The 17,140-nt window shown below is 32.8% G+C and carries 20 protein-coding genes; 5 read left to right on the plus strand and 15 right to left on the minus strand.

The annotated features are described in order from the left end of the window. Positions 1 to 9: 9 nt before the first annotated feature. Positions 10 to 750: an NAD+ synthase gene (locus CIGNP109_RS01705; protein WP_180380000.1), complete on the minus strand. Its 741-nt coding sequence runs from the start codon at positions 748 to 750 to the stop codon at positions 10 to 12. Between the two features lie 87 nt (positions 751 to 837). On the opposite strand from CIGNP109_RS01705, the gene CIGNP109_RS01710 reads away from it, so the two are divergent. Beyond that, on the plus strand, positions 838 to 1,428 hold the full coding sequence (locus CIGNP109_RS01710) for an MBL fold metallo-hydrolase (protein ID WP_086224442.1): 591 nt from the start codon (positions 838 to 840) through the stop codon (positions 1,426 to 1,428). 63 nt (positions 1,429 to 1,491) lie between these two features. Here CIGNP109_RS01710 and CIGNP109_RS01715 read toward each other — a convergent pair whose 3' ends face one another. Genes CIGNP109_RS01715 through CIGNP109_RS01725 form a run of 3 tightly spaced genes read right to left on the minus strand, consistent with a single transcriptional unit; the run spans position 1,492 to position 3,001 of the window. Further along, complete coding sequence (locus tag CIGNP109_RS01715) at positions 1,492 to 1,977, minus strand: PaaI family thioesterase (RefSeq protein ID WP_086227078.1); 486 nt, start codon at positions 1,975 to 1,977, stop codon at positions 1,492 to 1,494. A 9-nt stretch (positions 1,978 to 1,986) separates the two neighbouring features. After that, complete coding sequence (gene cmoB, locus CIGNP109_RS01720) at positions 1,987 to 2,829, minus strand: tRNA 5-methoxyuridine(34)/uridine 5-oxyacetic acid(34) synthase CmoB (RefSeq protein ID WP_086227959.1); 843 nt, start codon at positions 2,827 to 2,829, stop codon at positions 1,987 to 1,989. Continuing rightward, positions 2,822 to 3,001, minus strand: coding sequence for a hypothetical protein (locus CIGNP109_RS01725; RefSeq protein ID WP_086224448.1), 180 nt, complete (start codon positions 2,999 to 3,001; stop codon positions 2,822 to 2,824). The genes cmoB and CIGNP109_RS01725 overlap by 8 nt, the downstream gene beginning before the upstream one ends. 64 nt (positions 3,002 to 3,065) lie before the next feature. On the opposite strand from CIGNP109_RS01725, the gene CIGNP109_RS01730 reads away from it, so the two are divergent. Continuing rightward, complete coding sequence (locus tag CIGNP109_RS01730) at positions 3,066 to 4,334, plus strand: M20/M25/M40 family metallo-hydrolase (protein WP_086227960.1); 1,269 nt, start codon at positions 3,066 to 3,068, stop codon at positions 4,332 to 4,334. Between the two features lie 555 nt (positions 4,335 to 4,889). Here the strand turns inward: CIGNP109_RS01730 and CIGNP109_RS01735 are convergent. The 6 genes from CIGNP109_RS01735 to fliW form a co-directional block, all read right to left on the minus strand. Further along, positions 4,890 to 6,059: an N-acetyl sugar amidotransferase gene (locus CIGNP109_RS01735; RefSeq protein WP_086227961.1), complete on the minus strand. Its 1,170-nt coding sequence runs from the start codon at positions 6,057 to 6,059 to the stop codon at positions 4,890 to 4,892. Between the two features lie 87 nt (positions 6,060 to 6,146). Then, positions 6,147 to 6,674 carry a ribosome hibernation-promoting factor, HPF/YfiA family gene (hpf, locus tag CIGNP109_RS01740; protein ID WP_086227962.1) on the minus strand — a complete coding sequence of 176 codons (528 nt, stop codon included), beginning with the start codon at positions 6,672 to 6,674 and terminating at the stop codon, positions 6,147 to 6,149. A gap of 48 nt (positions 6,675 to 6,722) precedes the next feature. Then, positions 6,723 to 7,190: a type IV pilus modification PilV family protein gene (locus tag CIGNP109_RS01745; protein WP_086224453.1), complete on the minus strand. Its 468-nt coding sequence runs from the start codon at positions 7,188 to 7,190 to the stop codon at positions 6,723 to 6,725. Then, positions 7,187 to 8,032: a type II secretion system protein gene (locus tag CIGNP109_RS01750; RefSeq protein WP_086224454.1), complete on the minus strand. Its 846-nt coding sequence runs from the start codon at positions 8,030 to 8,032 to the stop codon at positions 7,187 to 7,189. The genes CIGNP109_RS01745 and CIGNP109_RS01750 overlap by 4 nt, the downstream gene beginning before the upstream one ends. Continuing rightward, entirely contained in the window at positions 8,029 to 8,586 is a 558-nt protein-coding gene (locus CIGNP109_RS01755; RefSeq protein WP_086224455.1) for a hypothetical protein, read from the minus strand. Before CIGNP109_RS01755 ends, CIGNP109_RS01750 begins: the two co-directional genes overlap by 4 nt. 34 nt (positions 8,587 to 8,620) lie before the next feature. Further along, complete coding sequence (gene fliW, locus CIGNP109_RS01760; protein ID WP_086224457.1) at positions 8,621 to 9,010, minus strand: flagellar assembly protein FliW; 390 nt, start codon at positions 9,008 to 9,010, stop codon at positions 8,621 to 8,623. 155 nt (positions 9,011 to 9,165) lie between these two features. Here fliW and CIGNP109_RS01765 point away from each other — a divergent pair, with 155 nt between their 5' ends. The 3 genes from CIGNP109_RS01765 to fliP all read left to right on the plus strand — a co-directional run bounded on the left by CIGNP109_RS01765 (position 9,166) and on the right by fliP (position 13,153). Beyond that, entirely contained in the window at positions 9,166 to 9,813 is a 648-nt protein-coding gene (locus CIGNP109_RS01765) for an outer membrane protein assembly factor BamD (protein WP_086227963.1), read from the plus strand. A gap of 10 nt (positions 9,814 to 9,823) precedes the next feature. Next, on the plus strand, positions 9,824 to 12,193 hold the full coding sequence (gene lon / locus CIGNP109_RS01770) for an endopeptidase La (protein WP_086227964.1): 2,370 nt from the start codon (positions 9,824 to 9,826) through the stop codon (positions 12,191 to 12,193). Between the two features lie 234 nt (positions 12,194 to 12,427). Continuing rightward, on the plus strand, positions 12,428 to 13,153 hold the full coding sequence (gene fliP, locus CIGNP109_RS01775; protein WP_236845432.1) for a flagellar type III secretion system pore protein FliP: 726 nt from the start codon (positions 12,428 to 12,430) through the stop codon (positions 13,151 to 13,153). Here fliP and CIGNP109_RS01780 read toward each other — a convergent pair. The 5 genes from CIGNP109_RS01780 to purQ are packed head-to-tail and all read right to left on the minus strand — an operon-like array spanning position 13,146 to position 17,138. After that, positions 13,146 to 14,051: an AEC family transporter gene (locus tag CIGNP109_RS01780; RefSeq protein ID WP_086227965.1), complete on the minus strand. Its 906-nt coding sequence runs from the start codon at positions 14,049 to 14,051 to the stop codon at positions 13,146 to 13,148. The genes fliP and CIGNP109_RS01780 overlap by 8 nt on opposite strands. Further along, positions 14,048 to 14,650, minus strand: a complete 603-nt coding sequence (locus tag CIGNP109_RS01785; RefSeq protein ID WP_086227966.1) for a DedA family protein — start codon at positions 14,648 to 14,650, stop codon at positions 14,048 to 14,050. Before CIGNP109_RS01785 ends, CIGNP109_RS01780 begins: the two co-directional genes overlap by 4 nt. 7 nt (positions 14,651 to 14,657) lie before the next feature. Next, on the minus strand, positions 14,658 to 15,341 hold the full coding sequence (locus CIGNP109_RS01790; protein ID WP_086227967.1) for a lysophospholipid acyltransferase family protein: 684 nt from the start codon (positions 15,339 to 15,341) through the stop codon (positions 14,658 to 14,660). Then, the gene (locus tag CIGNP109_RS01795; RefSeq protein WP_086227968.1) at positions 15,325 to 16,479 is read right to left on the minus strand and encodes a hypothetical protein; all 1,155 of its coding nucleotides are present in this window, start codon (positions 16,477 to 16,479) and stop codon (positions 15,325 to 15,327) included. The genes CIGNP109_RS01790 and CIGNP109_RS01795 overlap by 17 nt, the downstream gene beginning before the upstream one ends. After that, on the minus strand, positions 16,473 to 17,138 hold the full coding sequence (gene purQ, locus CIGNP109_RS01800) for a phosphoribosylformylglycinamidine synthase subunit PurQ (protein ID WP_086227969.1): 666 nt from the start codon (positions 17,136 to 17,138) through the stop codon (positions 16,473 to 16,475). The genes CIGNP109_RS01795 and purQ overlap by 7 nt, the downstream gene beginning before the upstream one ends. Positions 17,139 to 17,140 lie beyond the last annotated feature (2 nt).

Here is a 17,140-nt window from a genome sequence, read left to right on the forward strand (position 1 = left end):
CTCCTAATTTTATATATTTGGTGTTGCTGGTAGTTTTTGTTTGAAGCTATTTTTGGTGATTCTAGCAGTTATTTTATTTTTAAAGTCGCTATCAAATTTAGATAAATCTTCGCCATTTTCTATAGCTTTTAGCAGTTTATCAATCTCTTTATAGCTATATCCGATATCACTTTCATCGCTTTGATTTTGCCATAGATCGGCACTTGGAGCTTTGGCTATGATTTTGTGATTAACACCAAGGTAACTCGCAAATTCAAAGAGATCACTTTTATAGATATTTGCTAGTGGATTTAGTGCGCACGCCATATCGCCATAAATCGTACCATATCCTAGCATTTTCTCGCTTTTATTTGTTGTACCAACAACAAGTGCATTAAGCAAACTAGAGTGATCGTAGAGTAAAATCATGCGGATTCTAGCAGCAATATTTCCAACTCTTAGCTTATCATTTTTATCACTAAAAGGTAAAAAACTAGCCAAAATATCACTAATATCAATAATTTGGTAATCCAAATTTAGCTTACTAGATAGCTCTAAAGCATCGTTTAAATTTGCTTTATTTGAGCTAGAAGTTGGCATTATGAGTGCTTTTGTAGGAGCGACTTTGGTACAAAGTGTAGCCACAACCGCAGAGTCTAAGCCGCCACTTAGTCCAAGGACAAAACCCTTAGCACCAGAGCTTTTTAGGTAAGAATCAAGAAAATTTAGAAGCTTATTTTCTAATAATTTAAAATTTTCCACTAATATCATCCATTAAAAATAATACAAAATTATATCTAGATTATGGTAAAATCTATCTTAGAATATTAGAAAAAAAACTTAAAAAAGGTAGTAAAAATGCAGATTATTTCAAGAGCTTTTGGGATTTATGGAACCAATTGTTATGTAGTAGTTTTAAGTGATGGAGAGATTATAATCGATCCAGGCGATGGTGCGCTAGAGTGGATTGAGCGTGTATGCAAAAATCCATTAGCGGTATTTTGTACGCATGGACATTTTGACCATGTTTATGATTGTGATGCTATTAAAGCAAAATTTGGTGTGGATATTTATATACCTAAAGATGATGCATTTTTGTGTCAAAATGACCCGTTTGGACTTTTGCAGGCTAAATTTAACCCTGATATTTTAGTAAGCGATGGAGAAGAGTTTGATTTTAGTGGAGTTAAATTTGCCTTTTGCCATTTCCCAGGGCATACTCCAGGATGTAGTGTAATAACGGCTGGTGATGTGATGTTTAGCGGGGATTTTATATTTAAAAATTCAATTGGTCGGTATGATTTTCCTTTTAGTGATGGTAAATTAATGAGGCAGAGTCTAAAACGTGCTGTAGAGTTAAAAAATTATAAAATTTACCCAGGGCATGGTGAACCAACAAGCTTAGATGCTGAGAGAAATTCGCTAATTAGATGGGCGCAGGCAATTTAGCCTTTTGCGCCTATATAAGATGGATTAAATTTATTAACAAATCAAGATTTGTTAATACTAGCCTTATTGTTGCGATTCATCGCTTGTCATTTTACGTTGCTGAAGTCTAAATATATGCTCTTCTAGTACAACTATCTGATAGGTGCCTTCAAATATTTTAATCTCTTTGATTGTGCCTATGACCTTAACCTCACGCTTTTTAGACTCTTCGTAGTAGGCGTGCGCCTCAAATTCTACCATATCGCCAACTTTGGCTGGTGCGTATAGATTTACTTTTGCGCCTATAGTTACAGAGTGAAGCGTATTTATAGCTACATGCGCAGCCCACTCAGCCGCACCAAATATAAATCCACCATGAACTAGCTTTTCATCATCAAAAACCATTTCATTGCTAGTCATTAGCGTAGTTTTAGCATAGTTTGGTTTCATATCTACTATCCCGCCGCATAAAGTGGAGTTTATAGTAGCTGGTATATTTAAAAGCCCTTGAAAAATCTCAGCACTATCAATTAATCCAATATCTTGCAAACTCTCATCATACTCATTCATAATATACCCTTAAGTTAATCTTATATAAATTCTTTTTGGTGCTGGATAACCTTCTATTGTCTTAGAGTCATCATTTGGGTCTAAAAAGTCACCAAGACTTTGCCCATCTATCCACTCTGTTTTGCGCTGTTCAAACAAGTCAGTTTCCTTAGTAGCTAAAATTTCAAAACTTTTAAATTTAGCCCTTTGACACCAGTTTTTAAGAGCTTTAACACTTGGAATAAAGCTAATATTTGGAATTTTAGAGTAGCTACCATTAGGGCTTAGTACCATTTCATCATCACGCTCGATGTACATTGTATCTATAAATACCTCACCGCCTGGATTCATTGCTGATTTTAGCTCTTTTAGGCACTTTATTGGGTCGCTTCTGTGATATAAAACTCCAAGGCAAAATATTGTATCAAATTTACTTCCGCATTCAGGCAAGCTCTCTACACCAGCAATTTTAAACTCAATATCGCTTTTAATAAAGTGATTAATAAAACTAAATTGCAAAAATGCTAGCTCACTAGGGTCAAACCCGGTTATACTTTTTGGATCAAATTCGAGCATTTTAAACATATAATAGCCGTTATTACACCCCACATCTGCGATACTTTTACCTTTTAAATTTAGATACGGTTTTAAAATATTAAACTTAACAAAGCTTCTCCATTCGCTATCTATAAAAAGCTCATTTAGATTAAATGGTCCTTTTCGCCACGGCTTAAGCGCAACTGCAATTTCTTTAACCTCTTTAGTGAAATTTGGGATATTAATCCGCACACTTTCATCTAATGTAAGTTCACACTTATCGCTAGGCAGCTGCAAAATTTGCTTTAAAAGCTCATCGTAAGCTTTATTATTCATATATCTCTTTCCAATCTACTAAATTCTCATCACACTTTTTGTGATATATACCAGCTGCATCGTAATACTCCTTACAACTGTTGTAGTATTTGTCTGAAATTCCCCGTTTATTTATCCAAAGGCACCCTTGTAAAAATAGTGCCAAAATCACAAATATAATCAAATTTTTCATAGTGATAATGTTACCATTATTTTGTTTAATTTTGATATAATTTTATAAAAATTTGGAGTAAAATATGGAAATCTTGGATAAATTTAAAGGAATTTGCACTATTCCGCATTGTAGTTTTGATGCTTTGCAGCTTAGAGATTATCTAGTTGATTTTGCTAAAAAGAGTGGATTTAGCGTTAGGATTGATGAATTTGATAATATCTACGCTATTAAAGGTGAGCCAAAAATTTGCTTGCAGTCACACTATGATATGGTTTGTGTAGGAGATGCGCCAAATATTGAGTTAATAGATGATGGAAAAATTTTACGAGCTAAAAATTCTAGCTTGGGCGCTGATAATGGAATTGGCGTAGCAATTATGATGGATATGATGGAGAAATTTGAAAATCTTGAAGTGTTATTTAGTGCTAATGAAGAGGTTGGCTTGATTGGCGCAAATGGCTTTAATGGGCGCATTATAAGTGGTAGGCTTTTAAATCTTGATAGCGAACATGAAGATGGTGTATTTATAGGTTGTGCTGCTGGTGAGCTAATACATGCTAGGATTAAAGCTAGTAAAGTGCCGACTAATAATAGGCTTTATGAACTAAGTGTCTTAAATTTACCAGGCGGTCATAGCGGACTAGAGATTATTAAGGATATTCCAAATTCAATTAAAATATTAGCTGAATTTATTGCTAAAAATAATGGCAAAATTGTAGATATTAATGGCGGTGAGCGTAGCAACTCAATTCCTGTAAATGCTAAAGGGATAGTAATTTGTGATGAGATAATACATAGTGATGATATGGTAGTGGTGCGTGAGCTTGGCGTTGGAGAGGAGGTATTAGAATTTGGAGATAATATCTTAGCATTAATTAATAGCTTTTCTCAAGGAGTACGAAGCTATGATGAGAATCTAAAAATAGTGCGTGATAGTATAAACTTATCAAGGATTAAGAGTAATGATGGCGTTATAGAGTTAGAGTTTTTTGCTCGTTCGATGAGTGAAGATGGGCTAGAGAGGCTTAAATTTGAGACTGCAAGCTTAGCAAAATTAGCAGGGTTTGAGGTAAGCTTTTTTGAGAGAAGTGGGGCTTGGACACCAAAAATTGGTGAATTTGCTAATGTTGTTTTGAAATTTATGCAAGAAAATAATCCTAAGGTTAAATTTCAAGCTGTTCATGCTGGGCTTGAATGCGGCGTATTTGTCGCTAAGCAAAATGGATTAGAAGCTGCATCAATAGGGCCAAATATCTACTCTCCACATAGTATAAATGAACACTTAGAGATTGACTCACTAGAAAAAATAGCTAAAGTTGTAGAAAAAATAGTAGCATATTATCAAAAGTAAATAATTATGTAGCTTAGAGGGATTGCGCTTATGCTTTTATTGGCAAAAGCTAATAAGCTTTGATAAGAATTATATAAAAGCAATATAATTATAGTAAATGCAATTTTTAACATATATCCTACCTTTTTATGGAGACAAATTTACCATAGGGAAGCTAGCCTTATGGGCATCATTCCTATAATGCAATTTATATTATTATAATCTGTATTCTTCGTAAACTCTATCTTGTTTAATAGTTTAAAGTATAACAAAATAGATAAGAATTTAAAAGAATTATTTTTGGCTTAGATTATGAGATGCTCAATAATTTATTGACAAATATTAAAATATATTCTGAGTAAAATATAATCATATCTACATAGAATTTAAATCTGTGCTGTATTTTATGTAAAAATTTTGATGTTTGGATTCTTAGGCGTAGATTTCTACGCCATTAAAAAACTAGTTCATCGTAATTATAAATTAGATTTAATTATAAACAAATGATCTAAGCCAATCAAAAATTAATAAAAAGATAAAGCAATACAGCCACAATAAAGCTAATATAAAACTATATTAAAATCCAAGTCTATTCATTATATCTTTGATATTATGTTTGTTTTGGATTGGTTCTAGCTCCCAAATTGGGTTTTTAAGCTTCCAGCCATCTTCGCATTGTTCAAACATATCGCCTCTAAATTTTTGGCAATACTCTAACACTTGGCTTGGTGTTAAGTCTAGATAAGAGGCCATCTTTTGCATATAAAATTCACCATATTTGCCATCAAGCTCACGAAGTAAAAATTTACCTTCATCTTTAGTGATGTTTTTGCTTCTTAAATCATATGCTACATGGTCGCTGCACTGTCCAAAGCCAAATTTAATATATTTAAAATATTGATTAACAATGGTCATATATGTATCTAATTGAAAACATCTGCGATATGTACCTAGGTCATATGGATTGACATCTTTAGGATATATGCTAAGACCTCGCTCAATAGCAAATTTTGCATTATGTTGCATACTCCATTTGTTTGTATAATAATTTAGCCATACAGCAGTTACGCCCTTTTTGGTGAGTTCATCTACTGGAACTTTGTATAAAAATAGATCTTTTAGTTCAGTCTCTTCATCCATATAGATTTCTATTGGATTGTCTTTAAGAGTATTTGAATTTACGATATTTAGAGCGTTTCCACTACTATCTTGTAGGTTATTTTTAGCACCTAGGGTAAGAGCAGCATTCTCACCTTGTAATATCATAGGGATATTAAACATATCAGCAATTATATATGCTGAGGCATAAAGCGTGTATTCAAGAGGTTTTACGGGATTTAGATACTCCCAAAATGCTTTTTTTATCAGCTTTTTTGCTAAATTTCTATTTGGATTTATAGATATTGTCTCAAAACCATGACGCTTTAAATTTTCAAAATTTGCTCTTCCAATTGGCGTGATATCCATCGGCTCGCAATTAACTAGTAAAACTCTAAGCCCTAAAATATCTCTAGCATAAAATGCTTGAAATGTAGAATCCTTGCCGCCACTAACACCAATAACGCAATCATATGCCCCTTTGGATTTAGTCTTAGCATTCTCAGCAATTGATTTTAGCTCATTCTCTCTAGCACTCCAGTTGATTATTTTAGACTCTTCTTCCCATAAACACGCACCGCAAACTCCATTTTTAAAAACTACCCCCGGGCGAGTATTTGTCTGCAGGCATCTGCTGCAATATTCCATTATATACCTCTATAAAATTAAATTAAAATAAAAAAAAAGGGGGGGGGTAGATGGACTACTTCCCCTTTTTTAGAAAGTTTTATATGATTAATATAGGCCAAATTTGCCATCATTTCTTTTGTATAAAACACGCATTTTAGCATCCATATCATTAAATACATAAAATTGCGCACCGCTATCTTTTAATTTAGTTAAAGCTTCTTCAACTTCCATTGGTTTGTATAATTCAAGTTCAGTTGGTATAATCTCATCAGCACCTTCGATTGATACTTCATCTACTATGATTCTAGACTCTTTTAGTTCATCGCTATTTTTGTGAGTTACTAGTTTGTCATGATGTCTGCGAAGTACTTTGCTAGCTCTATCAAGCGCTAAATCGATTGCAGCGTATAAATCTTTATCTTTTTGACGGATTACTATTGTATCTTTTTTAGCCAAGTTAATAGCAAACTCTACATCAAAGCCTTTTTTGCCATTTCTTTCATCAGCTGAGATTATGGCTTTAGCTGAGATTATATCTAGATTGTACTTGCTAAGTGCATCAAATGCGCTATCACAATAACTTTTGATAGATTCAGTTAATTCAAACTGTCTGCCTACTATACTTGTATTCATAGCATTCTCCTTTAAAAATTTGTGTTATTTTAGCATAAGTATCCTTATTTAGGGCTTTTGGGTGGTTATTTTGCTTATTTTTATAGGAGTTATAGCTAGATTTGGATTGGTTTGGACTATGGTATGCATTATAGCTGCGTCTATATTTGGAGTGGTAGCATTAATTTCTTTCCAAATTTTATCATTACATGCCGGAGGTATTTTACCGCCTATATAGTGCATAATCACAACTTCAGATTTTAAAATATAATCACTACTATTTGGATAAAATAGACTAAATTTACTTGGGCAATGTTGGTTAAAATCATTTCGCTGAATTTGAGCAATGGCGTTTTGGGTAGCTGAAATGGCTATTAGTTTAGCTTGAGAGTGAAGGTAGAGATGATTAATACTAATAGTGGCAGTAGAACTAAGCGTGATGGTATTTAGTGCTAAGGCACTTATAGCAATGATAAACGCTACTGCTAAAATCAAGCTAAAACCACTTTTTAAATGATTTATTGTTTGTTTTTTCATAGGCTACTACTTTTGCAAAGTTCTATACCGTTTGACTCTTTTAAGCAAAGTTGAAAGATAATATTTGCGCCACTTTGTTTGATATTAAATGAACTTACATTGCGAGCAATTGGGTTGGAACGAATAGTTTTATTTAAATTATTTAGTTTAAATTCATTTAAATATAATGTGTTATTTTGCAAATTTAACGAGATTAGAGCGTGAGTTAGATAGTAAATTTCACTTATAAAAATAGGGTGATTTGGTCGTTTGATGGTTATTAGTTCATCTTTGGCACTTATGATTTTATGCGTATTTGAGTATATTTCATCACTTCCTTTAAATATAATTCTAATATCGTTAAGTTTTAAATTGTTTAACACTTTATCATTTTTACTTGTATCAAATTTACTTAGTGGCGAGTGCAGAGTGATTGTGTCATTTGTTGTTTGTATATTTAAGATATCAATAAATCCACTCCATTGATGATAGCTAGAGCTATTTTGTAGCGTCTCAAAGCTTTTGCTAAACCAGATAAATTCGCTAGCGCTCGCACTTTTATATAGTGGCTGAATTTTAGAGCCATTTCTAGTGGAAATGGACTCTTTTATGCTTTGTTGAAGATAATTATTTATGATTAGCATAGTATTTGTAGCAGTAGATTCTAGTCGATTTGTGGCTGATATTTGTAGATAATTAGTATGTAAAGAGCTATAGATTTGTATCATAATTCCAGCTAAAATCCCGCCAATAACAATAACAAAGCTCATCTCAAGTAGGCTAAATGCGCTTTTAAATGTAATAGTATTTGACTTGGCGTAATTAGATATTTTATGGTTAAATTTAATAAAGCTAAATTTCATGGCGATGGGATTATTAAGCTTCTTATTAGCGGTTCGCCAATATTATAGCTATAACTATAAAATATAATAGGCTTAGTATTTGCTTTGGTTGTAAGCTTTATAGCAATAGCATCAGTTGGATTATTTGTAGTATTTGTAGTAAATTTAAAATTATTTATAAATCCAACACTAATAGCATACTCTAAATTTAATAAATTTTTTGAATCTACTCCAGGTTTTAATAGCCCACTATCACCATTAAAGCCATTAATGCTATTTTTGGCAGTGTTGATTTTATTTGGCGTAATTTTAGATATTACTCGACTAGTAAGAGAATTTAATGGTAACTCACTACTATAATAAATTGGCTGAGCTAAACTAGGGCTAATAGCATCATTCCATGGATGGGCAATAATATTTGATAGTTTAGTATAGCTAGCTGTAACCGCCTCAGATAATATAGCATCATTTGTACTTTTAACTGAAATTTGCAAAATTGATGGAAGCGACGATAGTGCAATAGCTACAATAATAATTGATAAAATAAGCTCCAAAGATGAAAAGGCGTAACGCATAGATATCGTGGCTCACACGAGCCACTACAAGGATTTATTGTTTTTGGACATAAGCGCTGATTTTTTCTGCTTGACCGAAATTTGGATAGTAGCGATTGTCTAAGACAATTTGTGCCAGCGTAGCAGCAGTTGTGTTACAAAGTACTGGTGCTAAGAAATTCACAGTAGATTCTTCGATAGGACTACTGATAGCGACAATCGCATAAAGCTCTAATTTAGAGTTATCATCTATTTGAAGTAGATTTTTGTATGGAGTTGGGATATCAAACTCATAATCAGGGCGAAGCGCATATGGATTAATCATAGTAAAAGATGTTTTGCCATCTACATCTTGCATTTTAACAAAGAAATCATCAATTTTAGTTATCTCAACCTCTTTGATGTTTTCAAATCCAGGGATAGGGTTTTTAACAGAAAATTTCACTTTACTCTCCTTAAAAATTGGGTTTGTCGTATTGTAGCATTTTTTGTTCCAAATTCATAGGGTTTGAGCGTAATTTATAAAATTTTTTTTATAACGCATAAATTTACCAAAATATTGCTATAATCACCAAATTTTAATCAGATGAAGGAAAATTAATGAATATAAAATTCAAATCTGCTATTTTAGCTTTGTCTTTAGCTTTGTTAGCAGGTTGTGGTGCAAAAAAAGATAATGAACTATATAATCTCACTCCAGATCAATGGTATAATCAAATTTTAAATGATATCAAAGATGCAGACCTAGAATCAGCAGATAAGCACTATATATCATTTGCTAGTGAGCATGTAGCAAGCCCGTATTTAGAGCAAGTTTTAGTAATTATGGCAAATGCTCATGTAGATGAAGGAGAGTATAAGATGGCTAACTTCTACCTAGATGAATATATCAAAAAATATGGTACAAAAGATAGCATAGAATATATCCAATATCTAAAGATAAAAGCAAATTTTGATTCATTTAGCAAGCCAAATCGCAATCAAAAGTTGATTCAAGATAGTATTTTGCAGATTAATGAATTCTTAACAAACTATCCAAATACTCAATATAAGCCACTATTAGAGACTATGTTGATTAAATTTAGACTGGCTGAATACTATTTAAATATTGATATTTATGAACTATACAATAGATTAGATAAAGATGATTCAGCAGCAATTTATCAAGATAGAATTGATATTTCACCACTAAATGATATTAATTCAACTAAAGCCAAATTGCCTTGGTATATGACGCCATTTGAGTAGGAGAGAGAGTATGAGTTTGGCAAATTTACCTATTATAGTTGAAGATGAGCTATTTTTATACCCATTTATGATTACGCCAATATTTTTAAGTGATGAAAAAAATATAAAAGCGTTAGATATGGCAATTAATGATAGTAGTGCGGTTATGGTAGTGTGTTCTAAGCTCGCACATTCTGGAGAGAGAGATTTTGAATCTATTTATGAATATGGAGTAATTGGCAATGTAATGCGTCGTGTGGCGATGCCTGATGGCAGAGTGAAAATTTTATTTCAAGGATTAAGCCGTGGCAAGATTACACAACCTATAAGCAGCGATCCACTAATTGCTCAAGTCCAAAGCGTTGGATTAGAAGAGTTTGAATCAAGTAAAATCGAAGCAGGTCTAAATGTGTTAAAAGAGAGCGTAAAAAGCTTAAGCTTGCTAAATCACTTCTTTCCACCTGATCTGCTTCGTGCTATTGATGATAGCAATGAAGCTAGTAGGGTTTGTGATTTGGTTTGTAGTGCATTGCATCTTAAAAAGGATATAGCATATGGGTTTTTTACCCAGCTAAATTTAGAACAAAAAATACTAGATATCATAGAATATTTAAATGCGCAAATTGAAACAAATAAACTTCAAAAAGAGATAAAAAGCAAGGTAAGCTCCAAGCTAGATAGGGCAAATAAAGAGTATTTCTTAAAAGAGCAATTAAAAGAAATTCAGCGTGAGCTAGGAATGGATTTAGATAAAGAGGCTCAAATAGCACAGTATAGAAATAAGCTTGAGGCTGGGCGTAAATTTATGAGTGATGATGCTTATAAAGAGATAGAAAAAAATATCTCAAAACTAAGCAAAATGCATACTGATAGTGCAGAATCTAGTATGACTAGTAGCTATTTAGACTGGGCGCTTGATATGCCATTTGGTAAATTTAGTACCAAAAAACTCACGGTAAAAGATGTTCAAAAAGAGTTAGATAGCGACCATTTTGGACTTGAAAAGCCAAAAAGCAGAATTGTGGAGTATTTTGGACTTAAGGAGCTTTTGCATAGCAGGGGACTTGAAGATAATAAAGGAGCAATTTTATGTTTTGTAGGACCTCCTGGAATTGGTAAGACAAGCTTAGCAAACTCAATCTCAAATGCTTTAAAAAGGGAATTAGTGCGAATTGCACTTGGTGGGCTTGAAGATGTTAATGAGTTAAGAGGTCATCGCAGAACATATATAGGGGCAATGCCTGGGCGAATTGTTCAGGGTCTAATCGAAGCCAAAAGTATGAATCCAGTGGTGGTATTAGATGAGATTGACAAGGTAGCACGCTCATATAAGGGTGATCCAACTGCTGTATTACTTGAGATATTAGATCCTGAACAAAATAGTAAATTTAGAGATTATTATCTAAATTTTCATATAGATTTAAGTAAGATAATATTTATAGCAACAGCAAATGATGCTAGTGCTATACCGGCTCCACTTCGTGATAGAATGGAATTTATCTGGCTAAATAGCTATACGCCACAAGAAAAATTTGAGATAGCAAAGAGATATTTATGGCCTAATGAGCTTAAAAAACATGGGTTAAAAAGTAGCGAGGTAGTAATTAAAAAGGATGCTTTAAATCTACTAATTAGCGATTATACTAGAGAGAGCGGGGTAAGAAATTTACGCCATAGAATAGCTGATATTTTGCGTAAATCCGCGCTTGAAATATTGAGCGAACAGACAAAAAAGATATCTATAACTACTAAAAATTTAGAAAATTATCTAGATAAAAAGGTTTTTGAAATCACAGTTATAAGTGGCAAAAATGAGATTGGTATCGCAAATGGATTAGCCTGGACAGCAGTTGGCGGAGATGTGCTAAAAATTGAAGCATTAAAGATAAAAGGCAAGGGCGCTATGCAAATTACAGGTCAGCTTGGCGATGTAATGAAAGAGTCTGCTACGATAGCTTTTAGCCTTGTAAAAAGCCTTATAGATAAGGGTGAAATTTGTATTTCAAAAAATTTAATTCAAAAAGATAAAGATGGCATAGATATGGCAGTTTATGATAGTTATGATTTGCATATTCATGTTCCAGAGGGTGCTACGCCAAAGGATGGACCAAGTGCTGGAATAACAATGACTACTGTAATTGCTTCAATTTTAAGCGATACGCCAATCTATAGCGATGTAGCAATGACTGGTGAGATTACACTAAGTGGCAAGGTATTACCAATTGGCGGCTTAAAAGAGAAACTAATTGCTGCATATAAAGCTGGAGTAAAAAAAGCAATAATACCGCTTAAAAATTATGACCGAGACTTAAAAGATATCCCACAACAAGTAAGAGATAATATGGAGATAATTGGTGTTGAAGATATTACTGAAGTTTTAAAAGTTGCTTTAGTCAAATAAATATTGCTTATACGAAGTTAAGTATGTAAAGTATAAATACAATAAAAAGTCAGTGGTTTTTAGGTTGGCTAATTATCAAGGATAGTATTAAACTATTTTATTTTAAGAGTTATTTTAGGCTCTTAAAACCAATATGTTAGCTATGATTTATAATGATAATTTAATATATTTTATTAGCCTTTAATTAAATTTAATGTAGAATTATCCTTATTTAAAGGGGATTTTTTGAGATATTTGGCTTTGATATTTTTGATTTTTGCTTCTGCCTTTGGTGCTGATACGGTTACTGTGCCTACTATGAATCTTAATTTGAGCGCACCAGATACACCACAACAACTAGTAACTAGCTTAAATGTTTTAATAGTCTTAACTATATTAGCCTTGGCGCCATCTTTGATATTTATAATGACTAGTTTTTTGCGATTGGTTATTGTATTTTCATTTTTGCGTCAAGCTATGGGTACTCAGCAGATGCCACCTACAAGTGTGCTTATATCTATAGCTTTGATACTTACATTTTTTATTATGGAACCAGTGGCTAAGCAGAGTTATGAGCAAGGGATAAAGCCATATTTAGATGAGCAAATCAGCTATCAAGAGGCCTTTGATAAAGGGGCAAAGCCATTTAAGGAATTTATGATACGAAACACTAGAGAGAAAGATTTGGCCTTATTTTATCGTATTCGCCAGCTTCCTAATCCAACAACTATAGATGATGTCCCTTTGACTATAGCAGCACCCGCTTTTATAATTAGTGAGCTTAAAACTGCATTTGAGATAGGGTTTTTGTTGTATTTGCCATTTTTAGTTATCGATATGGTAGTAAGCTCTGTATTGATGGCTATGGGTATGATGATGTTGCCGCCTGTTATGATATCTTTGCCATTTAAATTGCTGATATTTGTCTTAGTAGATGGATGGAATTTACTAGTGGGCAATCTAGTCCAAAGCTTCAAGTAGCTACAAAGTATAAAATAGGCATTGTAATAAAGATAGTTATCATGCCTATAGCCACACTTGAGATAGCTAAATTTGAATCTAGATTGGCTTTTAATATCATAGCACTTGCTAATACCATCGGTGGAGTGGCGACTTCTATCAATCCTATTATCCACTCTTTGCTAAGCTCTATACCAAATATTTTAGTGATTGATAGAAATATAATTGGCGCTAATATCATCTTAGCAAAGATCACCACAGAACAGGCCTTATAAGAGCTTTTAATACTATTAAATCCAAGTCTAAGTCCGACAGCAAATAGAGCCACCGGCACCATACTACTAGATAGCATTTTCAAAGGCTCAAATATAATTTCAGGTAGATTAAAATTTTTAAGTATCACAGCCAAAGCCAGTGCGATAAATGGCGGAAATTTGATAATTTTAAGGCTATTTTGGATTATTGAGCTTTTCTGGGATGTCCCAAAACCTAAAATCAATGGCCCAAAAATGCTAATAGGCAGAGCCGTAACTACTTGATCAAATAAAATAACAATACTCAAAGCACTCTGGCCATATAATCCTTGAACAATAGGAATTCCGATAAATAAGGTATTGCCAAACATACTAAGGAGTGCTACACTAGCCAAAGTTGCGGTTGAAAATTTAAGCATAAATCCCATTGCTACAGCTACAAAAGCAGCTATTACAGATGAGATAAGTCCTACAAATACCATACTAATCAAATTTAAATCCACAACCAAATGATAGACTTTATCAAAAATCAAAGATGGCAAGGCAAACCACAAAACAAAATCCAAAAATACAATAGCCTTATTTGCCGAGATGATTCTTAATCTTTTAGCTACATATCCGCTAAATAGTAGTATAAACATCGAAAATAGAGGGTATATTATCATTTTTTAAACCTTTTTTGTATGTATAGATATATAATTGTAATTATAGCTACAGCTATCAATAAACAGATGGTGATTTGAGCTAAATACTCTTTGATAAGCTCTTTTTGATCGCCGATATAATACCCAATAGCGATCAAAATTGCCACCCAAATCCCCGCCCCAAGCGTGGTATAAAGGCTAAAAGTAAAGATATTCATCTTAGCTAGTCCTGCCGGTAGGCTAATATATTGTCTAATTCCTGGGATTAAGCGACAATTAAATGTAGAGATTTCGCCATATTTGTTAAAAAATCTCTCAAATTTAGCCATCTTTTCATCTGTGATTCCTATGTATTTGCCATATTTTAATATAAAGGCTCTACCAAAAAAGTAGCATAAATAGTAGTTAAATATCGCTCCAGCAAGGCTACCTAATGCCCCAGCACCAAATGCTAGATATAAATTCATCTGCCCAGTATATACCAAATATCCAGCCGGTATCATGACAACTTCACTAGGAAAAGGGAAAAAGCTACTCTCCAAAGCCATTAACAAAAATATCCCCAAATACCCCCAATCAGCGACTAAACTCACTAGATAATTAATGATATTTTCTAACATATCTAGCCTATTTATCTAAATTTTGAGCTAATAAAGTTTGCATTTTTGCTCTTGTATTTTCAAGCCAATTTTCATCGCTAGTATCCACAATATCCATATAGATAACCTTAAACGACCCGGAATTTACGCTAATAGTTTTGCTATCTATAATCTTTCTTGAGCCAATTATAAGCACCGGTTGAACTACTAAATTGAGCTTATTAGCGATGATATTTGCGCCACTTTTAAATTTCAAAATCTTACTCCCATTTCCACGAGTACCCTCAGGAAATATAGCTATGACTCTACCTTCACTAATTCTCTCTTTGGCTAATTTTATGATTTTTGGTAGCGATCTTGGGTCTTTGCGATCTACTGATATCATCTTTGGTATTTTGATTATATTGCCAAAAAATGGTATATCCCCAATCTCTTTTTTAGCTATCCAGCAGATATTAGCTGGATGAATTTCTTCAAGTGCCATTATATCTAGCATACTTTGATGGTTAGCTATTATCATATTTGCACGTGGGTCTGGGCTACCTATTACATCAATTTTATAACCGATTAAAAACCTTTGCATTTTTGTCCATTTTCGCCTTATCCATAGATTACTAGATGGTGCAATGAAAAATATCAGCACCACGATAATTACGCTTATGGTGATTTCTATGGCGTATAGCCAATTTTTTATCTTATTTAATACTTTCATTTTCTACCCAGCCTATAGTTTCATTTTGTAGGATAATTTTGGTGAAATTTTCATTTTTGGTAATAATTTTGACATTTTGTTCTTTAGCTGCAATAGCAAAAATAGTTGAATTTGGCATAGGCAAGATTCTTATTTTACTATTTGCTTTAAGTTTTGCTTCGCTAAAAGGTTTATTATCATAGATTGCGTAAGCTATAAATGCTACTGCAATAATAAAGGAGTAGTAACTCTTTTTCCAGATAAAAAGTAGTAAAAATAATATAATTGCAATATAAATACTAAGTTCTTTATATAGTCGAAACTCACCCTCTTTAGGATTAAGTGGTACTTGAGTACTTAAATCATTATCTTGGACTTTGATATCTAAATTTAACTCTTTAAAAATATTTTGAGTGTAATCGTAGTAACTAAAGTTTATATTAGTTTTATTATTATCACTTATTATAAAATAAATTCCAGTTTGATTTTTATAGTCGCCTTTTAGGCTATCAAAACCTTGCTTTTGAAATTCTCCTGGTATTTGGAATAGACTTAAATTTCCATTTTTACTTGCTAGTTCTATGGTAGTTAAATTTGAGTATTCATTAAATTTTGAACTTTTTACCATCTTTATCTCTAAATTTTCTCCGACAAAATTGGCAAAATTAGTTCGTAATTGAATATTTTTAATCTTTGGAAGATCAGGCTTTATTGTTTTATTTTGAACAAAAATTCCATTTCTTTTTAGCGTGAGCGTTAGAGCATCAATATTAGATTGAGCGCTACTAGCTATTAGATGGATTGTAGTTTCGTAAATTCCAGCGGATTTTTTTTTCCATAGCGGCTTTGGATTTAGCCAAGTTATATCAGTAGAGCGCATAGTAAGATTCATATCAAAATCTAGAACTTTATCTGTATTAGCAGTTAAATTTAAGGTAAAAGGCTGATAGATATATATTGATCTTTCTTTTATTTGGCTTGTGAGAACTAACTCAATTGGATCAATATTTTGATAAATTAACGATGGATCAATATCTATAACCTCATCAGTATCAGCTATACCTTGCATCTGCTCATTAGTGATGCGTTGTCCAAATGGCGTAGGCTCGCTAAAACCTACGCTAATTAGCAAAATAAGCGCAAAAATAGCCCTTAGCAAAGAAATCCTTTAAGCATTTTAGCTCCATCAGTGCTACCTAAAATACTCTCTACAGCTCTTTCTGGATGAGGCATTAGGCCAAATATATTTTTATCTTTATTGCAAATTCCAGCTATATTATCTACTGAACCATTTACGCTAATCTCATTGCCATCTTTATCGCAATATTTTAAGAGTACGCAATCATCATCATATAATTTTTTAATTGTATCGCTGTTTGCATAGTAGTTGCCCTCACCATGAGCTAAAGGGATATCTATTAGATCAGAGTTGTTAAAATTTGATAAGAATTTATTGTTATTAGATATTACTTTTAAATGGTTAAATTTGCTAATGAAGCTCATATTTTCATTTCTTCTCATTGCGCCAGGTAAAAGCCCGCTCTCTAAAAGCATCTGAAAACCATTACAAATTCCAAGTAGCAATCCGCCGTTTTTAGCGTGTTTTATTACTGTTTGCATTGCTGGGCTAAACTTAGCAATAGCAGCAGTTCTAAGATAATCACCATAACTAAATCCGCCAGGCAATACTATTAAATCAGCCTTAAAATCTGTTTGTTTATGCCAGATAATCTCTGAGTCAAATCCTAGTAAATCAAAAGCGTATTTAGTATCTCTTTCGCAGTTTGTACCAGGGAAATTAATGATAGCTACTCTCATTT

Source organism: Campylobacter sp. P0109 (assembly GCF_002138755.1).
In the GTDB taxonomy this organism is placed as follows: Bacteria; Campylobacterota; Campylobacteria; order Campylobacterales; family Campylobacteraceae; genus Campylobacter; species Campylobacter devanensis.

Excerpts from the sequence above, each read along its gene's own strand:
- CIGNP109_RS01705 (WP_180380000.1), bottom strand. The coding sequence starts at position 750 with ATGATATTAGTGGAAAATTTTAAATTATTAGAAAATAAGCTTCTAAAT.
- CIGNP109_RS01710 (WP_086224442.1), top strand. The coding sequence starts at position 838 with ATGCAGATTATTTCAAGAGCTTTTGGGATTTATGGAACCAATTGTTAT.
- CIGNP109_RS01715 (WP_086227078.1), bottom strand. The coding sequence starts at position 1,977 with ATGAATGAGTATGATGAGAGTTTGCAAGATATTGGATTAATTGATAGT.
- cmoB (WP_086227959.1), bottom strand. The coding sequence starts at position 2,829 with ATGAATAATAAAGCTTACGATGAGCTTTTAAAGCAAATTTTGCAGCTG.
- CIGNP109_RS01725 (WP_086224448.1), bottom strand. The coding sequence starts at position 3,001 with ATGAAAAATTTGATTATATTTGTGATTTTGGCACTATTTTTACAAGGG.
- CIGNP109_RS01730 (WP_086227960.1), top strand. The coding sequence starts at position 3,066 with ATGGAAATCTTGGATAAATTTAAAGGAATTTGCACTATTCCGCATTGT.
- CIGNP109_RS01735 (WP_086227961.1), bottom strand. The coding sequence starts at position 6,059 with ATGGAATATTGCAGCAGATGCCTGCAGACAAATACTCGCCCGGGGGTA.
- hpf (WP_086227962.1), bottom strand. The coding sequence starts at position 6,674 with ATGAATACAAGTATAGTAGGCAGACAGTTTGAATTAACTGAATCTATC.
- CIGNP109_RS01745 (WP_086224453.1), bottom strand. The coding sequence starts at position 7,190 with ATGAAAAAACAAACAATAAATCATTTAAAAAGTGGTTTTAGCTTGATT.
- CIGNP109_RS01750 (WP_086224454.1), bottom strand. The coding sequence starts at position 8,032 with ATGAAATTTAGCTTTATTAAATTTAACCATAAAATATCTAATTACGCC.
- CIGNP109_RS01755 (WP_086224455.1), bottom strand. The coding sequence starts at position 8,586 with ATGCGTTACGCCTTTTCATCTTTGGAGCTTATTTTATCAATTATTATT.
- CIGNP109_RS01765 (WP_086227963.1), top strand. The coding sequence starts at position 9,166 with ATGAATATAAAATTCAAATCTGCTATTTTAGCTTTGTCTTTAGCTTTG.
- lon (WP_086227964.1), top strand. The coding sequence starts at position 9,824 with ATGAGTTTGGCAAATTTACCTATTATAGTTGAAGATGAGCTATTTTTA.
- CIGNP109_RS01780 (WP_086227965.1), bottom strand. The coding sequence starts at position 14,051 with ATGATAATATACCCTCTATTTTCGATGTTTATACTACTATTTAGCGGA.
- CIGNP109_RS01785 (WP_086227966.1), bottom strand. The coding sequence starts at position 14,650 with ATGTTAGAAAATATCATTAATTATCTAGTGAGTTTAGTCGCTGATTGG.
- CIGNP109_RS01790 (WP_086227967.1), bottom strand. The coding sequence starts at position 15,341 with ATGAAAGTATTAAATAAGATAAAAAATTGGCTATACGCCATAGAAATC.
- purQ (WP_086227969.1), bottom strand. The coding sequence starts at position 17,138 with ATGAGAGTAGCTATCATTAATTTCCCTGGTACAAACTGCGAAAGAGAT.